This window comes from Bacillus nitroreducens, assembly GCF_964021195.1.
Genome location: NZ_CAXHYI020000003.1, coordinates 2251397 through 2268454, shown reverse-complemented (window position 1 = coordinate 2268454; position 17058 = coordinate 2251397). Strand labels below are relative to the sequence as shown.

Annotated in this window: 16 protein-coding genes, 1 tRNA gene, 1 riboswitch and 1 other annotated feature; of the genes, 1 reads left to right on the top strand and 16 read right to left on the bottom strand. The window is 37.3% G+C overall.

Annotated elements, in window-relative coordinates:
• Nucleotides 1–107: 107 nt before the first annotated feature.
• The 14 genes from ilvN to ACWPVE_RS14785 form a co-directional block, all read right to left on the bottom strand.
• Nucleotides 108–626, bottom strand: coding sequence for an acetolactate synthase small subunit (gene ilvN, locus ACWPVE_RS14850; RefSeq protein ID WP_453994600.1), 519 nt, complete (start codon nt 624–626; stop codon nt 108–110).
• On the bottom strand, nt 623–2341 hold the full coding sequence (gene ilvB, locus ACWPVE_RS14845; protein WP_453994598.1) for an acetolactate synthase large subunit: 1719 nt from the start codon (nt 2339–2341) through the stop codon (nt 623–625). The genes ilvN and ilvB overlap by 4 nt, the downstream gene beginning before the upstream one ends.
• Before the next feature lie 86 nt (nt 2342–2427).
• Nucleotides 2428–2684, bottom strand: a binding site (T-box leader).
• 607 nt (nt 2685–3291) lie between these two features.
• A tRNA-Arg gene (locus ACWPVE_RS14840) sits at nt 3292–3368 on the bottom strand.
• A 257-nt stretch (nt 3369–3625) separates the two neighbouring features.
• The gene (locus ACWPVE_RS14835; protein WP_453994596.1) at nt 3626–4153 is read right to left on the bottom strand and encodes a metallophosphoesterase family protein; all 528 of its coding nucleotides are present in this window, start codon (nt 4151–4153) and stop codon (nt 3626–3628) included.
• Nucleotides 4150–4755 (bottom strand): XTP/dITP diphosphatase, encoded by a 606-nt coding sequence (locus ACWPVE_RS14830; protein ID WP_453994594.1) that lies wholly within the window; start codon nt 4753–4755, stop codon nt 4150–4152. The genes ACWPVE_RS14835 and ACWPVE_RS14830 overlap by 4 nt, the downstream gene beginning before the upstream one ends.
• A gap of 1 nt (nt 4756) precedes the next feature.
• Nucleotides 4757–5506 (bottom strand): ribonuclease PH, encoded by a 750-nt coding sequence (gene rph / locus ACWPVE_RS14825; RefSeq protein ID WP_453994592.1) that lies wholly within the window; start codon nt 5504–5506, stop codon nt 4757–4759.
• A gap of 368 nt (nt 5507–5874) precedes the next feature.
• The gene (locus tag ACWPVE_RS14820; protein WP_453994590.1) at nt 5875–6945 is read right to left on the bottom strand and encodes a GerMN domain-containing protein; all 1071 of its coding nucleotides are present in this window, start codon (nt 6943–6945) and stop codon (nt 5875–5877) included.
• Nucleotides 6946–7258: 313 nt separating this feature from the next.
• Complete coding sequence (gene racE, locus ACWPVE_RS14815) at nt 7259–8053, bottom strand: glutamate racemase (RefSeq protein ID WP_453994588.1); 795 nt, start codon at nt 8051–8053, stop codon at nt 7259–7261.
• Nucleotides 8054–8063: 10 nt separating this feature from the next.
• Nucleotides 8064–8522: a MarR family winged helix-turn-helix transcriptional regulator gene (locus ACWPVE_RS14810; RefSeq protein ID WP_453994586.1), complete on the bottom strand. Its 459-nt coding sequence runs from the start codon at nt 8520–8522 to the stop codon at nt 8064–8066.
• A gap of 233 nt (nt 8523–8755) precedes the next feature.
• On the bottom strand, nt 8756–8980 hold the full coding sequence (gene gerE / locus ACWPVE_RS14805; RefSeq protein WP_010678342.1) for a spore germination transcription factor GerE: 225 nt from the start codon (nt 8978–8980) through the stop codon (nt 8756–8758).
• 152 nt (nt 8981–9132) lie between these two features.
• Nucleotides 9133–9612: an acyl-CoA thioesterase gene (locus ACWPVE_RS14800; protein ID WP_453994583.1), complete on the bottom strand. Its 480-nt coding sequence runs from the start codon at nt 9610–9612 to the stop codon at nt 9133–9135.
• Between the two features lie 192 nt (nt 9613–9804).
• A complete protein-coding gene (gene sdhB, locus ACWPVE_RS14795) occupies nt 9805–10563 on the bottom strand; it encodes a succinate dehydrogenase iron-sulfur subunit (RefSeq protein ID WP_453994581.1) in 759 nt (252 codons plus the stop codon).
• A 1-nt stretch (nt 10564) separates the two neighbouring features.
• The gene (sdhA, locus tag ACWPVE_RS14790; RefSeq protein WP_453994579.1) at nt 10565–12325 is read right to left on the bottom strand and encodes a succinate dehydrogenase flavoprotein subunit; all 1761 of its coding nucleotides are present in this window, start codon (nt 12323–12325) and stop codon (nt 10565–10567) included.
• 76 nt (nt 12326–12401) lie between these two features.
• A complete protein-coding gene (locus ACWPVE_RS14785; RefSeq protein WP_453994577.1) occupies nt 12402–13010 on the bottom strand; it encodes a succinate dehydrogenase cytochrome b558 subunit in 609 nt (202 codons plus the stop codon).
• Nucleotides 13011–13408: 398 nt separating this feature from the next.
• On the opposite strand from ACWPVE_RS14785, the gene ACWPVE_RS14780 reads away from it, so the two are divergent.
• Nucleotides 13409–13864: a YslB family protein gene (locus ACWPVE_RS14780; protein ID WP_453994575.1), complete on the top strand. Its 456-nt coding sequence runs from the start codon at nt 13409–13411 to the stop codon at nt 13862–13864.
• Nucleotides 13865–14000: 136 nt separating this feature from the next.
• On the opposite strand, the gene ACWPVE_RS14775 is transcribed toward ACWPVE_RS14780, so the two are convergent.
• Nucleotides 14001–15353, bottom strand: coding sequence for an IS1182 family transposase (locus tag ACWPVE_RS14775; RefSeq protein ID WP_453994573.1), 1353 nt, complete (start codon nt 15351–15353; stop codon nt 14001–14003).
• A gap of 190 nt (nt 15354–15543) precedes the next feature.
• Complete coding sequence (locus ACWPVE_RS14770) at nt 15544–16788, bottom strand: aspartate kinase (protein WP_453994571.1); 1245 nt, start codon at nt 16786–16788, stop codon at nt 15544–15546.
• A gap of 87 nt (nt 16789–16875) precedes the next feature.
• Nucleotides 16876–17054: riboswitch (Lysine riboswitch) on the bottom strand.
• Nucleotides 17055–17058 lie beyond the last annotated feature (4 nt).

Genomic DNA, 17058 nt, shown 5'->3' with positions numbered 1-17058 from the left:
TTGTTCAAAAAATCTGATGAATATGACACGTCGAGTTTCTTTGTTGGCTTATTTTATGTCTGACGTTTTTGTCGACGTGTTCCTCTTCACCGCCCTTTGAACAGTATTTAAACTATTGAATAGGACTTTTGATTTGATGCTGTTTTTTGGTTACCTCTTGTGAATGCAGTTGTACCAGTACGGGCAACTTCTTTAATACCGTATGGCTTCAAGAGGTCAATTAGAGCTTCTACTTTATCAGATTCTCCCGTAACTTGGATAACCAGGCTATCCTTACTGACATCAATAATCGTTGCACGAAAAGGATCTATTAAACTATAAATCTCATTTCTATTTGATGGACTGGATGCTACTTTAATGAGAGCTAGCTCCCTAGCCACAATGGCTTGATTTGTAATATCCATGACCTTAATAACATCTATTTGTTTGTTTAATTGTTTCGTGATTTGTTCTACAACACTTTCCTCATCAACATGTATAACAAATGTCATTCTCGATAGACCTTCTGTTTCGGAATGTCCTACAGTAATACTTTCAATGTTATAGTGACGCTTTGTTAACAGGCCAGTGATTCGATTTAGGACACCTGCACGGTTATTTACGAGTAATGTAATAATTCGTTTCACAACTTAACACCTACCATTTCGTGGTGACCCTTTCCTGGTGCTACCATCGGGTATACATTTTCAAAAGGTGTCACACTAAAGTCCATTAGAACAGGTCCTTCATATTCGAGTGCTTCTTTCAACACTTGTTCTGCTTCTTGCTCATTTGAAGCTTTCATTCCTTTGATTCCATATGCGTCAGCTAATTTCATAAAGTCTGGTTGATTAGGAATTAAGGAGTGTGAATATCTTTCTTTGTAGAAAATTTGCTGCCATTGTCTAACCATTCCTAGTGCTTTGTTGTTAAGTATGACAATTTTGATTGGTAGATTTAGTTCTTGAATGACTGAAAGTTCTTGTGAAGTCATCTGGAATCCACCATCCCCTAGGATAGAAACAACTGTTGAAGATCTTTCTGCTAGTTGAGCACCAATACTTGACGGTAATCCAAAGCCCATTGTTCCAAGTCCACCTGATGTTACCCAACGATTCGGTTTTGAAAATTGATAATATTGGGCTGCCCACATTTGATGCTGTCCTACGTCCGTTGTTACAATTGCCTCACCGTTTGTATATTGGTAAATGAGTTCAACCAACTTTTGTGGTTTTAGCTCATCTTCAGATGGTTTGTAAACAAGTGGATATTCTTCTTTCCATCCAGCAAGTTTTTCCCTCCATTCTAGAGAGTTACCAGGCTTTCCATTTTGGTGAATCAAGCTCTTAAGAACTTCCTTTGCATCACCAACAACTGGAATTTTAGTTGGTATATTTTTTCCAATTTCAGCAGGATCAATATCAATATGAGCCACTGTTGCATTTGGTGCAAAGTGTTCCAAATTCCCTGTTACCCTGTCATCAAATCTTGCGCCAATACTAATTAATAGGTCGCATTCATGTAATGCCATATTCGCTGTGTAAGTTCCATGCATCCCAGCCATTCCTAAGTAAAGTGGGTGATCAGCAGGGAGTCCGCCTAGACCTAAGAGTGTATGGGCTACTGGAATATTTTGTTGTTCAACGTATTCTCTTAACTCCTCCGCTGCTTTTGCAAATATAACCCCAGCACCAGCTAGAATAACTGGCTTTTTCGCTTGGCTTACCGCTTCAACAAGCTTACGAATTTGAAGGTGATTCGGATGAATGGTTGGTTGGTAACCAGGCAAATGAATTTCTTGATCATATTCAAATTCTGCTTCTTTAACTGTCATGTCTTTTGGAATATCAATTAATACAGGTCCTGGTCTTCCAGAAGTAGCAATGTAAAATGCTTCTTTAATAATCTTTGGTAGGTCTTTAACATCCCTTACCTGGTAACTATGTTTTGTAATTGGCATTGTAATACCAAGTACATCTGCCTCTTGGAATGCATCGGAGCCAATTACTGTAGTAGCAACCTGACCTGTAAATACAACAAGTGGAATTGAATCAATCATTGCATCTGCTAATCCAGTAACAATATTCGTAGCACCTGGTCCAGAAGTTGCAATAACGACACCTGGTTTTCCTGAAATTCTTGCATACCCTTCAGCTGCGTGTATACCACCTTGCTCATGTCTTGTTAGGACGTGAAATATACCAGAATCATATAAACTATCATAAATATTTAGTACTGAACCACCAGGATATCCAAAAATGACTTCTACGTTTTCCCTTTTTAGTGCTTCGATTAGCATTTGGGAACCATTCATTTTTGTAGAAGCTTTTGCTTGTTCTTCCACTTTTGCATTTACGCTCATTTTTTCTTACATCCCTTCCTTAAAGAAAATAATAGTTAGATGAAAATAAAAAAACGCCAATCCACCCACTAGACCAATTTCTTGGTCGAAGGGGTGAAAAGGCATTTGTCACTTTTCACGGTACCACCCTTGTTCACGATCAAAATAGATCGCCTCAGGAACAACATATGTTGTTCTTTTGATAACGGGTGAGCTGTTACCAAACACCCGGCTAGCCCTACTAAAAATTTCAAGCTAACACTCCGAGGTGAGTTCATCATACGGGATAACACCGGCTTCCACCAATACCGGCTCTCTGTTGTTATCTTTACGTAAGACTACTTATCCTCTTCAACGTTTATGAATATTCAATCTTTTTGAATTGTGCTTTTATAAAGCAATATGCTATCTACGTTTCTTTAATACCTAAAAACTTAAACGCTTTACACTATTGAAAACTAAGTTTACAAAAAATAATCCATATGTCTTCCTCAACCAGAAGGTTAAGGTGTTATATTTAGACTGTAATTATATTAATCATATCCTCTTTTGTGAGTAGAATATGTTTTATATTGAGACCTATATTACTCTCATTTTTTCTAGGAGTCAACACCATTTTAGAGAATTGTTTGATTATTTTGATTTGCGAATCTCATTGTACACGCTTACAACTTTGATATTATGCGGTTTTTTTGAATTGAAAAATTTCTCGAAAAATTTGCGAAAAAAAGTGAAGTTTATTTAAGCTTAATTAACTTTCATTAGTTTACCTGTAATGAAAGAATAGAGGTTGTTAGGGAAGATCTATTCCTCTATTTAAAAAACTTTTTTAATGCGAATATTGTTATTATTAACACAATTTACAATCACCGAATCAATAAGTATATTCATTAGCACATACTCTTTTAGAAAAAACAAAAAAACACTTCAATTCATTTTTAATGAAAAGAAGTGTTTGGATTATTATGTAATGGCGTCCCAGGAGAGATTCGAACTCCCGACCGACGGCTTAGAAGGCCGTTGCTCTATCCAGCTGAGCTACTGGGACATTATAGTAATTTGTTTGCTACAACTCATTAGCGACATTTTTTATTATAGTCACATAGGAATCATATGTCAACACTTTTTGTTTATTTTTTTATAAAGTTTTTTAACTCACTTTATTATTGTAACATAAAGTAAAACTTCCGTCAGTAGAAGATACTATTCATCCCCCCTACTGACGGTTTGGTTGAGGCCTTTTTGATGTGAGTGTCACTTGATGTGCCGCATTTTGTCTCTTCTCGTTATGATAACATAATAGTCTTATTGCCCGTTAAAACGGGGTAAGTTTACCGTTGTTGATAATTCTTCAACCACATTTCCTTCACGATCATAAAATGCGATGTCTACTTTATTATCCGCGATTTCCAGTATAATATATGTTTTCTCCCTACGCTTAACTGGGATGTGATAACTCCCTGGGTTTATAAACAATGCATTTTCTATCATTTCAGCACCTGCAATATGAGAGTGCCCAAAACAAACAATTTGTGCCCCTACTTCCTGAGCACGATATGTAAGATTCATTAAAGACATTTTGACATTATATAAATGTCCATGTGTTAAGTACACCTTAACCCCATTTATAAGAATTACCATTTCATTCGGATATTCCGAGTCAATATCGCAATTTCCTCTTACAGCAGAAAAACCTCTCATTTCTTCGGATTGGAAGGGTAACTCAGAATCTCCAAGATGGAGCATAAATTCTACTTCATCTTTATGACGTTCTTTAACATCAAGTAATTCTTTCGTTAGCCCATGTGTGTCACTAATTACAAGTACCTTCATCTTTGAAACTCCTCACGATCTTTTAGTAAAACATCTAACTTCCTAAGTGCATGACCACGGTGACTGATTTTATTCTTTTCATCTTTTGACAATTCAGCCATCGTTTTCTCTAGTTCAGGTACATAAAAAATCGGGTCATAACCAAATCCATTATCTCCAACAGGCTGTTCAGTAATCTGACCCTCACAAGTCCCCTCTACGATTTGGGTTTTCTCTCCAGGTATTGCTAGAGCCAAAGCACAATGAAACCTAGCTGTTCGTTTTTGTTTAGGAACGCCCTTTAACTCTTCTAAAACCTTATTTAGGTTATCAAGATCACTTTTATGCTCACCCGCATATCTTGCTGAATAGACACCGGGCTTCCCATCAAGATAGTCAATTGAAAGTCCAGAATCATCTGCAATAACTGGTATATGAAGTTTCTTTGCAATTTCCTCAGCCTTTATTTGGGCATTTTCTGCAAAGGTGACACCCGTTTCCTCGATATCCTCAATAGTCGGATAATCAGCCAAAGATTTTACATTTACACCCCTACTCATAAATAAGGTTCTAAATTCTTTTACCTTCCCTTGATTTTTCGTAGCAATCATAATTTCTTTCATGTTAGGTATCCTTCTTTCCAATTAAGTTGCTTACATCACCTAAAGCTTCCTTCTGAATTTGTATCAACTCATGAATTCCTGTTTCAGCTAATTCTAATAAGGTTTGTAGCTGATTACGGGAAAAAGTCGCTTCTTCTCCTGTTCCTTGAAGTTCAACAAATTCTCCTTCTCCCGTCATGACTATATTCATATCAACATTTGCAGCTGAATCTTCTATGTAATTCAAATCAAGTATTTCTCCTATTTGAGGATCTACCCCGACAGAAATTGCCGCTAAAAAATCCGTAATTGGAAACGAACTCATTTTTTTATCTTGGTAGATTTTATGTACAGCTAGAACCATTGCAACAAATGCTCCCGTAATTGATGCTGTTCTCGTACCCCCATCAGCCTGGATGACATCACAATCAATCCAGATTGTTCTCTCACCAAGCTGTTCAAGATTCACAACTGAACGTAAAGCACGTCCTATTAAACGCTGAATCTCCATCGTTCTACCCGAAATCTTTCCCTTAGTCGATTCTCTCATATTCCTCTGTTCAGTTGCCCTCGGCAACATTGAATATTCCGCTGTAATCCAGCCTTTTCCAGAGCCTCTCATAAATGGAGGAACCCTTTCGTCTAGACTAGCATTACAAATCACTCGTGTATCCCCAACTTCTATTAAAACAGACCCTTCCGGATGTTTAACATAGTTCAATTCAAACTTAACTGGCCTTAATTGATTTGTAAGGCGTCCATCTACTCTCAAAAACAAAAACCTCCTGTGTATTCAGTAACAAGGTGGGCTACCTGCAGCCCAACCTTCCAGTATATAGTATAGCAAAATTTTCGATATCCTATCGACATGCATTAGAAAAAGGACATGAACTCTGTTCACATCCTTACAGACTGTTGTCAAACACTCGCATACTTCGTTGCTAACCTCACTCGTCCTCATGAAGACAACTTCTATTCGCGTCTTCGATCGGTGAGCGCGCCTTGTCTGACAAGCGTTTTCAAGACAGTCTGGGAAAGTAAATCTTACTCGTGTTTCCTATAAAAATGTGTAGACAAAGTCAAGTTTGACTTTGTCTACACTCTGAAAAGGACGTGAACTCTGTTCACATCCTTATATTTCTAAAAACTTCCTGTATTCACGTTTGATGGTCGAGTAACTGGTTCAGTAAGGGACTTCCCATCCTCAGTTACAACATCTTCACTTCCATTAACTGTAATCGCAACACCTTCAACCTCAGGTTGTTCCGTTAATGATAGTACTAATGAGTTAATAGTATGCTTTGAAATCATTTTCTCATTAAAAGCACCAAAGATAGCCTCGTTAAAGTCTAGTGTAACTTTCCCTTCTTCCATTTTTGCACCTAATAGTTTTGCATCCTGATGGATATCACTAATTAGATGTGAGTTCATGCCTGGCCCTTCGATTAGCGCATTTACTACTGCCGTAACGTTATCAACACCAGTATTTTCAATACGTTTCGTTACTGGGACATAGTACTCTGCTTCTTCGTTTTGCACATAGAAATATAATGTCACTGGGCGACTATTTGTGATATCCACAACACCACTGTTATCAATGTTAATTCCGTCAGCCCTACTTAAATCCGCAGGAATTGGAGTTCCATTTACTGGCATTTCATCTAACGGATAACCATTGACGCTAATCACGACATTGTTTACATTATCAAATTGGGTTAAAGTCCACGTGATTGCTTGCAGAATTTTTTCCTCATCTTCAGGATTATACGTTCCGAACTCCTTTGAGAAATCAGCCGTTAACGTACCATCTTTTAAGTTAACATCTACAACTGTATCCTGTGGAATAACCGCTCTAAATCCATCTGGTAACATTTCATTCAATGGACCACCTGCAACTAAATATTCAAGAACTTGTCTTGCAGCCGAATCAGTCTTTGGAAGATCTACAGTATAAGGAACCACCAGTCCGTTGTCATCAATAAGATAGAGGTCACGTTTTACTGTTTCAGTAGTTGCCTCTTCTTGACCATTGTTCTCCTTATCTTCAGCAGCAGGGTTTTCACCTTTTGCTACAGTTTCATCCACCGTTTGGTTTTGTGGCGGATCCATCTGTGAGACCTCTTCCCCTCCACCAAATAAGCCACATCCTGAAAGTAATACGGTTGAAGTAACAACTGTGGCAACTATTGTAGATTTTGTAATTTTACGCATTCTTTTCCCTCCTAAGGCAGTTTGTACTACTATGTATACGAGCCCTTTTTTCAAATTAGACCGCTTTTTCATGAAAAAAATGGACAATATGTTTTGATATCAAAAGTGAATAAGGAGGTTTATTATTACTCTTCATTTAGATCTCCAATAAAAGCAAAACCTAAAAAATGATTCTCTGTGTCACACTCCAAGTTGTTCACCTCGGACTAAAAGAACAGTTAAAGTCACAATAGATACTAGCCAGATTAGCTTTCATCTTTCATCTTAAAATCATTTGAAGACATAAAAAAAATGCCCCCACTAGGGGGACATTCTACACTTTGACAGATTTCACATTATAGACAGGCTCTTCAAACCAATTGGTTGCAATTTGCTGGAAGATCTCTTTTTCACCTGTTGTAAGGAACATGTGACCTTTTTTAGATGGTTTGCTATTTAGCATTCCACTATAGAATAGCACTGTACTCACTTCTCGGGCAGTTTCAGCACCTGAATCAATCAGTTTAATTCCATCGCCAAGATAGGATTTGATTGTATCGTGAAGAAGTGGATAATGCGTACAACCTAATATCAAGGTGTCGATTTCTTTAGTTCGTAACACCTCGAGCGATTCTGCCACAATTCGTTCAGCATTAGGGCCAGCAAACTCACCAGCTTCTACAATTGGAACAAAACGAGGGCACGCAAGACTTTCGACAAGAATTTGATTGTTAATTGATTTCAGTGCATCTTCATAAGCACAACTTTGAATTGTATTCACAGTCCCGATAACACCAACATAATTATTTTTTGTAACCTTAAGGGCGGTCCTAGCTCCTGGGTAGACTACACCGATTACTGGAATTGAAAGTTCTGCTTGGATTTCATCTAATACTAAAGCAGTTGCCGTATTGCATGCAATAACAAGCATTTTGATATCATGTGACAATAAATAGTTCGTCAGCTCCCATGTAAACTGACGAACTTCCTCTTTAGGTCTAGGTCCGTATGGACATCTGGCGTTATCACCTAAATATATAATCTCTTCATTTGGTAATTGTCTAATTATTTCCCGAGCAACGGTCAAACCGCCAACTCCAGAATCAATAACTCCGATTGGTCTATTCAAATACTTCGCCTCATTCTACTCGCATTTCTTGATGTAATTTTCTTAGACTCTTTTCTAGTTGGATTACTTCTTCCTCAGAGAAGTTTTTCATTATTTCACTTAAATAATCTTGTCGCTTCTTTATTACTTCTTCTATGATGCGCTCCCCTTCTTCCAATAAATGAATTCGAACGACACGTCGATCTTTTGGGTCTTTAACACGCATAACTAAATTATTTTTTTCCATTCGGTCGACAAGATCTGTTGTTGTACTGCATGCTAAGTACATTTTATTCGATAATTCCCCGATTGTCATATCCCCGTGTTCAAGTAACCATTGGAGGGCGATAAATTGTGGTGTTGTAATTGTGTAGTTACTTAAGATTTCTCGGCCCTTTTGTTTCAGTATTCCTGAAATAAAACGAAGAGATTTCTCAATATCTGCGATAATCTGGAAGTCTTTTGTTTCATTGCTCTCTTGAACGGTCATTACATCCCTCTCCTAGTAGGTTAGTGTATGATTAGCCAACTGTTACGGTTGAACGCACTGTAACAGTTGATAATTATCTATTGTAAGAATTTTTCTTTTTAAAAAAAGATATAGTATTCTTATTTTCTACTTTTTTTTCACAAAAAGCAAGTTGAAGTTATTTAGGTAATATGTAGATATTGACTAAATAAGTAACCGGCTACCTTACTTTGCGTAATGGTAGCCGGTAATACTTAAAGTTCAAGTTCTCCCATACGAAGGAGCTCTACAACTGCTTGAGAACGCCCCTTTACTCCCAGCTTCTGCATCGCATTCGATATGTGGTTACGAACTGTTTTTTCGCTTATGAATAACTCACTTGCGATATCTTTCGTTGTTTTATCTTGAACTAGTAATTCAAAAACTTCTCTTTCTCTCTTTGTTAGTAGCGGTTTTGGTTGAAACTCTTTCTCCTTCAAGTATTGTAACCCTCCTTGCTAAGGTTCGAGCTGAACTACTGGATGGGTATATATTTAGTCACAATATAGTATGAGAAGGAGAGTGGTACTGTGACTGGTAAAAGGTTGATATGTAGACTTTTTTGCGTCCATTTTTTGATCTACTGGTCTTTTTATTCTACTTCACTCATACAATTTAGGTTAGCTGCATTTGTAAACATTTGCTTTATATCTTCTGACCATGGTTCACTTTTTCCTGTTGACTTTGACATCTGAACAAGTGTACTCCTACCGACAAAACAAATGCTACCCTCATTGTTCTTCGCCATATAATGGATATCCATTGATGATTTTCCGATTTGATGAATTTTCACATACAATTTTAGCTGTTCATCAAAAAAGACTTGCTTAAAATAATCACATTGTTGGCTTGCAACTACTGGGATTGTTTCACTCGATTTTGTCGTCCACTTCTGCATAAATCCTAAATGGTTAAAATATTGAATCCTTGCTTCTTCAAAATAGGTAAAGGGTACTGTGTTATTTAAATGTCCAAACATATCTGTTTCAGAAAAACGTACCTTAATAGGTTGATAAAATTCAAATGCTGTTTCCCATTTCTCAATATCATCGACATACGATAGATGCTTCATTCCAATAGCTCCCTTACATAAGATTATTCAATTTGAAGGAAAGTGGTACCTTATTCTAACTATGAAAACAGGGAATTTTCGCCTAATTTAATGAGGAAAATTGTAATCGATTGGTGTGTAAAAAGGAATTCCCGAAAATGTATTTTAAAAAAGCACCCCTTACTTTTAATGTAGGAGTGCTTCTGATATCTATTAGACTTCGTCACTACCAAACATATTTCTGAATGCTTGGATGGATGTGTCTCTGTTTAGAGCTGCAATTGATGTGGTGAGTGGAATACCTTTTGGACAAGACTGTACACAGTTTTGTGAGTTACCACAGTTTGCAAGGCCTCCGTCACCCATAATAGTCTCTAAACGTTCACCCTTATTCATTGCACCAGTTGGGTGTGCGTTAAATAGACGGACTTGTGATAATGGTGCAGGCCCAATGAAATCAGACTTGTCGTTAACATTTGGACAGGCTTCAAGACATACACCACATGTCATACATTTAGATAATTCGTATGCCCATTGACGTTTTTTCTCAGGCATACGTGGACCAGGACCCAAATCATACGTTCCGTCGATTGGAATCCATGCTTTTACTTTTTTCAATGAATCAAACATTCTACTACGGTCGATTTGCAGGTCACGAACGATCGGAAATGTTTTCATCGGTTCTAGCTTAATTGGTTGTTCAAGTTGATCAATAAGTGCAGAACATGATTGACGAGGTTTACCATTGATAATCATTGAACATGCACCGCAAACCTCTTCTAAACAGTTCATATCCCATGTAATTGGGGCAACTTGTTTTCCGTCGATATCAACTGGATTACGACGAAATTCCATTAACGCTGAAATAACATTCATATTTTTACGGTATGGAACCTTAAATTTTATTACATATGGTTGAGAATCTGGAGTATCCTGACGAGTTACATGAAATTCAACAGTTTTTTCACTCATCTTACTTTTCCTCCTTCTTCTTAGTATAGTCACGTTTACGTGGTGCGATTAATGACGTGTCTACTTCTTCATAATGGAATGCAGGTGCAGAATCTTTACCAGTAAATTTAGCCATAGTTGTTTTTAAGAATTCCTCATCATTACGTTCAGGGAATTCAGGCTTATAGTGTGCCCCACGGCTTTCATTACGGTTATAAGCACCAATTGTTATGACACGTGCAAGTTGTAACATATTTTGTAATTGACGAGTAAATGTAGCACCTTGGTTGCTCCACTTAGATGTGTCATTGATGTTAATATTTTTGTAACGTTCCATAAGCTCTTGAATCTTTTCATCCGTCTTTAATAGCTTGTCATTGTAACGAACAACTGTTACATTATCAGTCATCCATTCACCAAGCTCTTTATGCAAGATGTAGGCGTTTTCTGTACCATCCATCGACATAATGTCGTCCCATTTTTCTTGCTCTTGTTTTACATAACTATCATACACAGTTGAAGAAATAGAATCAGATGCTTTCTTCAAGCCTTGGATGTATTTAACCGCATTAGGACCAGCAACCATACCACCGTAAATTGCTGATAATAATGAGTTCGCACCTAAACGGTTTGCTCCGTGTTGTGAGAAATCAGCTTCTCCAGCTGCGAATAAGCCAGGTATATTTGTTTGTTGATGATCATCAACCCATAATCCACCCATTGAATAGTGAACAGCAGGGAAGATTTTCATTGGTACTTTACGTGGATCATCACCCATGAATTTTTCATAGATTTCGATAATCCCACCTAGTTTAATATCAAGCTCTTTTGGATCTTTATGAGAAAGATCTAGATAAACCATGTTTTCCCCATTGATACCCAGCTTCAAATCAACGCACACATGGAAAATTTCACGTGTTGCAATATCACGTGGAACTAAATTTCCGTATGCAGGATATTTTTCTTCCAGGAAATACCAAGGCTTACCATCTTTGTAAGTCCATACTCGTCCACCTTCACCACGTGCAGATTCACTCATTAAGCGAAGTTTGTCATCACCAGGAATTGCTGTTGGATGGATTTGTATAAATTCACCATTCGCATAATAAGCACCTTGTTGATAAACAATTGATGCAGCAGAACCAGTGTTGATAACAGAGTTAGTTGTCTTACCAAAGATAATCCCAGGTCCACCAGTTGCCATAATAACAGCATCACCAGGGAAAGATTTAATTTCCATAGATTTAAGATCTTGTGCTACGATACCACGACAAATTCCTTCATCGTCTTGAACTATCCCTAAGAATTCCCAACCTTCGTACTTTGTAACAAGTCCTGCAACTTCATGACGACGAACTTGCTCATCTAGTGCATATAACAATTGTTGACCAGTTGTAGCACCAGCAAATGCAGTACGGTGATGTTGAGTTCCCCCGAAACGACGGAAATCAAGTAAACCTTCTGGTGTACGGTTAAACATAACACCCATACGGTCCATTAAGTGAATGATTCCTGGAGCCGCTTCACACATTGCCTTAACAGGCTTTTGGTTTGCAAGAAAGTCTCCACCATATACTGTATCGTCAAAGTGAATCCACGGAGAATCCCCTTCACCTTTTGTATTAACCGCACCGTTAATCCCACCTTGTGCACAAACAGAGTGAGAACGTTTTACAGGTACGAGTGAAAATAAATCTACTTGTGTTCCTTCTTCAGCTGCCTTGATGGTAGCCATCAAACCAGCAAGTCCACCACCAACTACAATAACTTTTCCTTGACTCAAAGTAACTCACTCCCCAATAAAGAGATCGTTCAACTTGTGTGTTAACTAAAATGTGAACGTTCTTATTTTATAATACTTAAACAAATGCAAATATTGTTGTAACTCCTACGTATGATAATGCAAGAAAAATAATGATCGTTACATAAGTTGCAACCTTTTGTGAACGAGGAGTTATTGTTAGCCCCCAGCTTACAGCAAATGACCATAAACCATTAGAGAAATGGAAAATGGTAGAAATCACACCAACTAGGTAGAATACAATCATTGCTGGTGAACTAAAGATGTCTGCCATCATATCAAAATTAACTTCCGCTCCTAAAGCTGCCTGAACTCGCGTTTCCCATACATGCCATGCAACAAAAATAAGAGTAATGATACCAGTTATACGTTGTAAGTAGAACATCCAGTTACGGAAAAAGCCATATTTACTCACATTGTTCTTTGCAGTAAAGGCGATGTAGAGACCGTAAATTGCATGAAAAAGTAAAGGTAAATAAATAACAACTACCTCTAAAAGAATTCTAAACGGTAGACTCCCCATAAAACCAGAAGCACTGTTATACGCCTCTTCTCCTCTTGTCGCAAAGTTGTTCACTACTAAGTGGAGTATTAAGAAAACCCCTACTGGTATCACACCTAATAATGAATGAAGTCTGCGATTAAAAAACTCACGATTACCTGCCATACTTTACTTTACCCCCCCTTAATAATAAACCGCGCCCTTTTAAGGCACTCCATTTTTAATTCCTCATCCTGCAAAATAATGTATTAGGACGATATAAAAACTGATAATTGAAAACCTTTGCAGAAAACTACAGATTACTTTTTTAATAGATAAAAAGACAAATGTAGCCTCAATTTTCTTTTATCAGTATAATGTAACAAGTTCATTTTACTCCCTTAAAGCAAGAGCGTCAAGGAAACAAGGTCACAAATTATTCATAAAAATGCTAATAATTGTACACAGTTCTCTAAAAAAACTTGAAGTCAAAATGAGAAATTATGACAAAAAGAAACAAAAAATTTTATGTGTTTCTTATCCCCAATAGTTTATAATAAATAGTGGAGAAAGAGGGGAATGCCATGAAGAATGTTAACATCAAAGAACAAAATGTAAATTCAACTGAGCAGACGGTCTCGGTCTTTGGATATGAACTCATCCGAGAAATTGTACTTCCTGATTTACTTGGAAAAGAAACTCCACAAATTTTATATTGGGCTGGAAAAAACCTTGCAAGAAAGTTCCCTTTGCCAACGATTGAAGAAATTATTGCATTCTTTCATGATGCTGGTTGGGGAGACCTTACAGTGGAACGTTCCGACAAAAAGTCCATCGAGTTTCACTTGGATGGTGCAATCATCTCATCACGATTAAAACGAAAGGACATGTGTACTTTCCAACTCGAATCTGGTTTTATTGCTCAACAAATACAACAACAAAAAAATCTAGTTACAGAAAGCTATGAACAACAAAAAAGACGAGCACAAAAAATTATATTTACGGTAAAGTGGGATCAAAAAGACATTACCGAAGAATAAAGCCTGCACCTAACGTGCAGTCAGAGTGTAGAGAAAGGGGTATTTTTTCTCTACACTTTTTGTTTTCGGTGGTTTTTGTAGTTGTAAGTTGACATTATTCTTTATCAAAAATCTTGAAAATATCACTCCCAACCATCTAGCCTTGTTTGGCTAGGTGGTTGGCAATCTTTTTCATGTTCTGGCAGGCTGCTGTAAGTAATACCTGCTCACTAGCATTTTTAATTCCCCGTAACCTACAGTAGCGAAGCCCATGCAGCTCTTTTGAGTCTGCGAAGCTTCGCTCTACGGTTTCTTTTCTAAACTTATAAAGAATTTTCCCTTCCAGAGAGAGGCGATTTAGCCTCACCTTATCTTTATGATCTTCCCAAACATGACGAGTAACAACTTTTTGCTTATTCCGGGATCTAGTGCATTGTTCAAGAAGAGGGCAGGTTGAACATTTCTTGGGATCTGACTTGTACTCTCGGTAACCTTCTCTTGTAGTTGAACGATATGTTAGTTCCTCGCTATTTGGACAAACATAAATGTCATTTTCTTTATTATATTTAAACTTCCATTTTGGAAAGAGTCCTTTTGTTGGTTGATACCTTCTATGGGCAATAACTCCAAAGATCTTACGATCTGATAATCCTTTGCAAATCGGATTAGTTAAGTATCCAGAGTCAAGAGCAACAACTTCCACATTAAAGTTAAATCGTAAGATTTGACGATCTAAACGGCTAAGATATGGTATTGAATCATGGACATTACCTGGAGTTACGAATGCATCAGTTATAATGTTAAACTTCAAATCTGTTGTCCGATGGTCTAAATAACAGAACATCTCTTGCTTATTGTCTCGCGACATAAACCCACTTTCTGGATCTGTGGTACTTACTCTAATCTCTTTTGTTTCTTTCACCTCCTCCTTTTCCTTTAAAGGCTTTTTTCCATGTTCAGCACGATCTTCTTCAATTGCCTTATTTAACTCATTTAAATATTCACGAGTTTCTACTTCAACTTCTTCCCTTGTAAATTTATGTTTATTCGCATTAGCTTTGAGATGAGTGGAGTCCGTAAATAAGACTCTTCCGCCAACCATTTTGTGATTCATTGCAAGAAGAACAATTTCATCAAAGATTTCTTGGAAGATGTCTGTATCTTTAAAACGCTTATGACGATTCCAGCTTATTGTGGAATGATGTGGTACAGGATCTTTAAATCTGAGACCTAAAAACCAACGATATGCGACATTAAGTTTTATCTCTTGTTCAAGCTGTCTTTCGGAACGGATACCATAAAAATATCCAATAAACATCATTTTAAAAAGAACAAGAGGGTCGATCGAAGGTCGACCATTATCTTCAGAGTAGTAAGGTTTTACTCTCTCAATTATAAAAGAAAAATCTATGTATTTATCTATTTTTCGTAACAGATGGTTATCTGGAACAAGCTCGTCAATTGATACAAATTCAATTTCATTTTGTGTATTTTCCCTAGTATTTAACACAATATCACCAACCCTAATTTATTAAATATATTATAACATATTAACGCGGTGAATTATTAAAGTGTATCAAAAGAATAAAGGCTGTCGAGACTTTCTCGACAGCCTGCCTGCACCTAACGTGCAGTTTTTTTATATAAAAAAGGGCCGCCCCAAAGTAAAACATTACCTTAAGAACGAACCCCGTTACTCATTATAGTCTAACTTTTTCTTTTTCTTCTTCAACTGCTGCAAGATTGAATGAATCATGTAACGCTTCAACCGCACGAACCATTTTTGCTTGTTCTACTACAGTTGACACTTTAATTTCAGACGTACTAACCATTTTTACTTCAATATTTTCACTTGCAAGTACACGGAACATGTCAGCGGCAACCCCTGGATTTGAAACCATACCAGAGCCGACAATTGAAACCTTCGCTAGCCCGTCTTCATGTTGAATTTCTTCATACTTCAATAAATCCTTATTATTTTCTAAAACAGTAAGTGTATCACGTAAATCTTGTGTTTTTACTGAAAATGATATATTCGTATGATTTTTATCTGTCATGTTTTGAATAATGATATCAACATTTAAGCCGTTTTTTGCAAGTGTACCAAAAATGGTTGACAATGTGTGTAATTCATTTGGTAAGCCAGATACTGTAACCCTTGTAATCTGGTCTTCAAAAGCAATTCCCCTAACAACTAGATTCTTTTCCATTGAAACTTCCTCCTCAATAATGGTGCCATTTTCTAACTCGATGCTTGAACGAACTTCAAGTGGCATTTCAAAGTTTTTTGCAAATTCTACTGCGCGTGGATGGAGTACACCTGCTCCTAAATTGGCGAGCTCCAACATTTCGTCATACGAAATAGAATGAAGTTTCCTTGCTGATGGAACAACGCGAGGATCTGTTGTATATACACCTGTTACATCTGTGTAGATATCACATTTATCTGCATTTAGTGCTGCAGCAAGTGCGACCGCAGTTGTATCTGATCCACCGCGACCTAGTGTAGTTATATCTCCAGAGCTACTGATTCCCTGGAATCCAGCAACGACTACGATTTTACCTTCTTTTAAGCTATCATGTACCCTTGATACTTCAATCTTTTCAATGCGGGCATTGCTATGTATTGATTCTGTTTCAATACCAGCTTGCCAACCTGTAAAGGAAACAGATTCATGCCCTGCTTCTTGTAAGGCCATCGACAAGAGTGCAATTGTAACTTGTTCTCCTGTACTTAAAAGCATATCCATTTCACGCTTACTCGGTGTACTTGTGATTGCATTTGCTAAGCTTACTAATTGGTCCGTTGTTTTCCCCATTGCCGAAACGACAACTACCACCTGGTTTCCTGCCTGCACTTCTTGAATTACTCGATTTGCGACATTTTTAATTTTTTCTGGTGAACCTACAGAGGTGCCTCCAAACTTTTGAACAATGATCCCCATGATATACCCTCTCTTTCGATAATAAAAAAAACAGCAATGAGAGATTCTCATTGCTGTGCTGTACGTAATTTGTTACTACGTGTCACATCGTGAGATAGCCCTCCAAGATTAACTAATCTTGACAATCTTACGTCTCTTAAACATAAGACCAGCAAAAAAAGGTATGAGCCTCTTTTCACTTCGGCGAACTTTCCTTTCTGCAATAATCATAAGAGCTCATCCCCCTCCTATTGCATACTAATAAAGGTCGCACCTCTATCATCACTTCAA

What these genes read in the sequence shown, in the direction of transcription:
- ACWPVE_RS14800 (WP_453994583.1), bottom strand. Translation starts at nt 9,612, where the DNA reads ATGAAGCATCTATCGTATGTCGATGATATTGAGAAATGGGAAACAGCA.
- ACWPVE_RS14820 (WP_453994590.1), bottom strand. Translation starts at nt 6,945, where the DNA reads ATGCGTAAAATTACAAAATCTACAATAGTTGCCACAGTTGTTACTTCA.
- ACWPVE_RS14830 (WP_453994594.1), bottom strand. Translation starts at nt 4,755, where the DNA reads ATGAAAGAAATTATGATTGCTACGAAAAATCAAGGGAAGGTAAAAGAA.
- sdhB (WP_453994581.1), bottom strand. Translation starts at nt 10,563, where the DNA reads ATGAGTGAAAAAACTGTTGAATTTCATGTAACTCGTCAGGATACTCCA.
- ACWPVE_RS14810 (WP_453994586.1), bottom strand. Translation starts at nt 8,522, where the DNA reads ATGACCGTTCAAGAGAGCAATGAAACAAAAGACTTCCAGATTATCGCA.
- ACWPVE_RS14835 (WP_453994596.1), bottom strand. Translation starts at nt 4,153, where the DNA reads ATGAAGGTACTTGTAATTAGTGACACACATGGGCTAACGAAAGAATTA.
- ACWPVE_RS14780 (WP_453994575.1), top strand. Translation starts at nt 13,409, where the DNA reads ATGAAGAATGTTAACATCAAAGAACAAAATGTAAATTCAACTGAGCAG.
- ilvB (WP_453994598.1), bottom strand. Translation starts at nt 2,341, where the DNA reads ATGAGCGTAAATGCAAAAGTGGAAGAACAAGCAAAAGCTTCTACAAAA.
- ACWPVE_RS14785 (WP_453994577.1), bottom strand. Translation starts at nt 13,010, where the DNA reads ATGGCAGGTAATCGTGAGTTTTTTAATCGCAGACTTCATTCATTATTA.
- ACWPVE_RS14770 (WP_453994571.1), bottom strand. Translation starts at nt 16,788, where the DNA reads ATGGGGATCATTGTTCAAAAGTTTGGAGGCACCTCTGTAGGTTCACCA.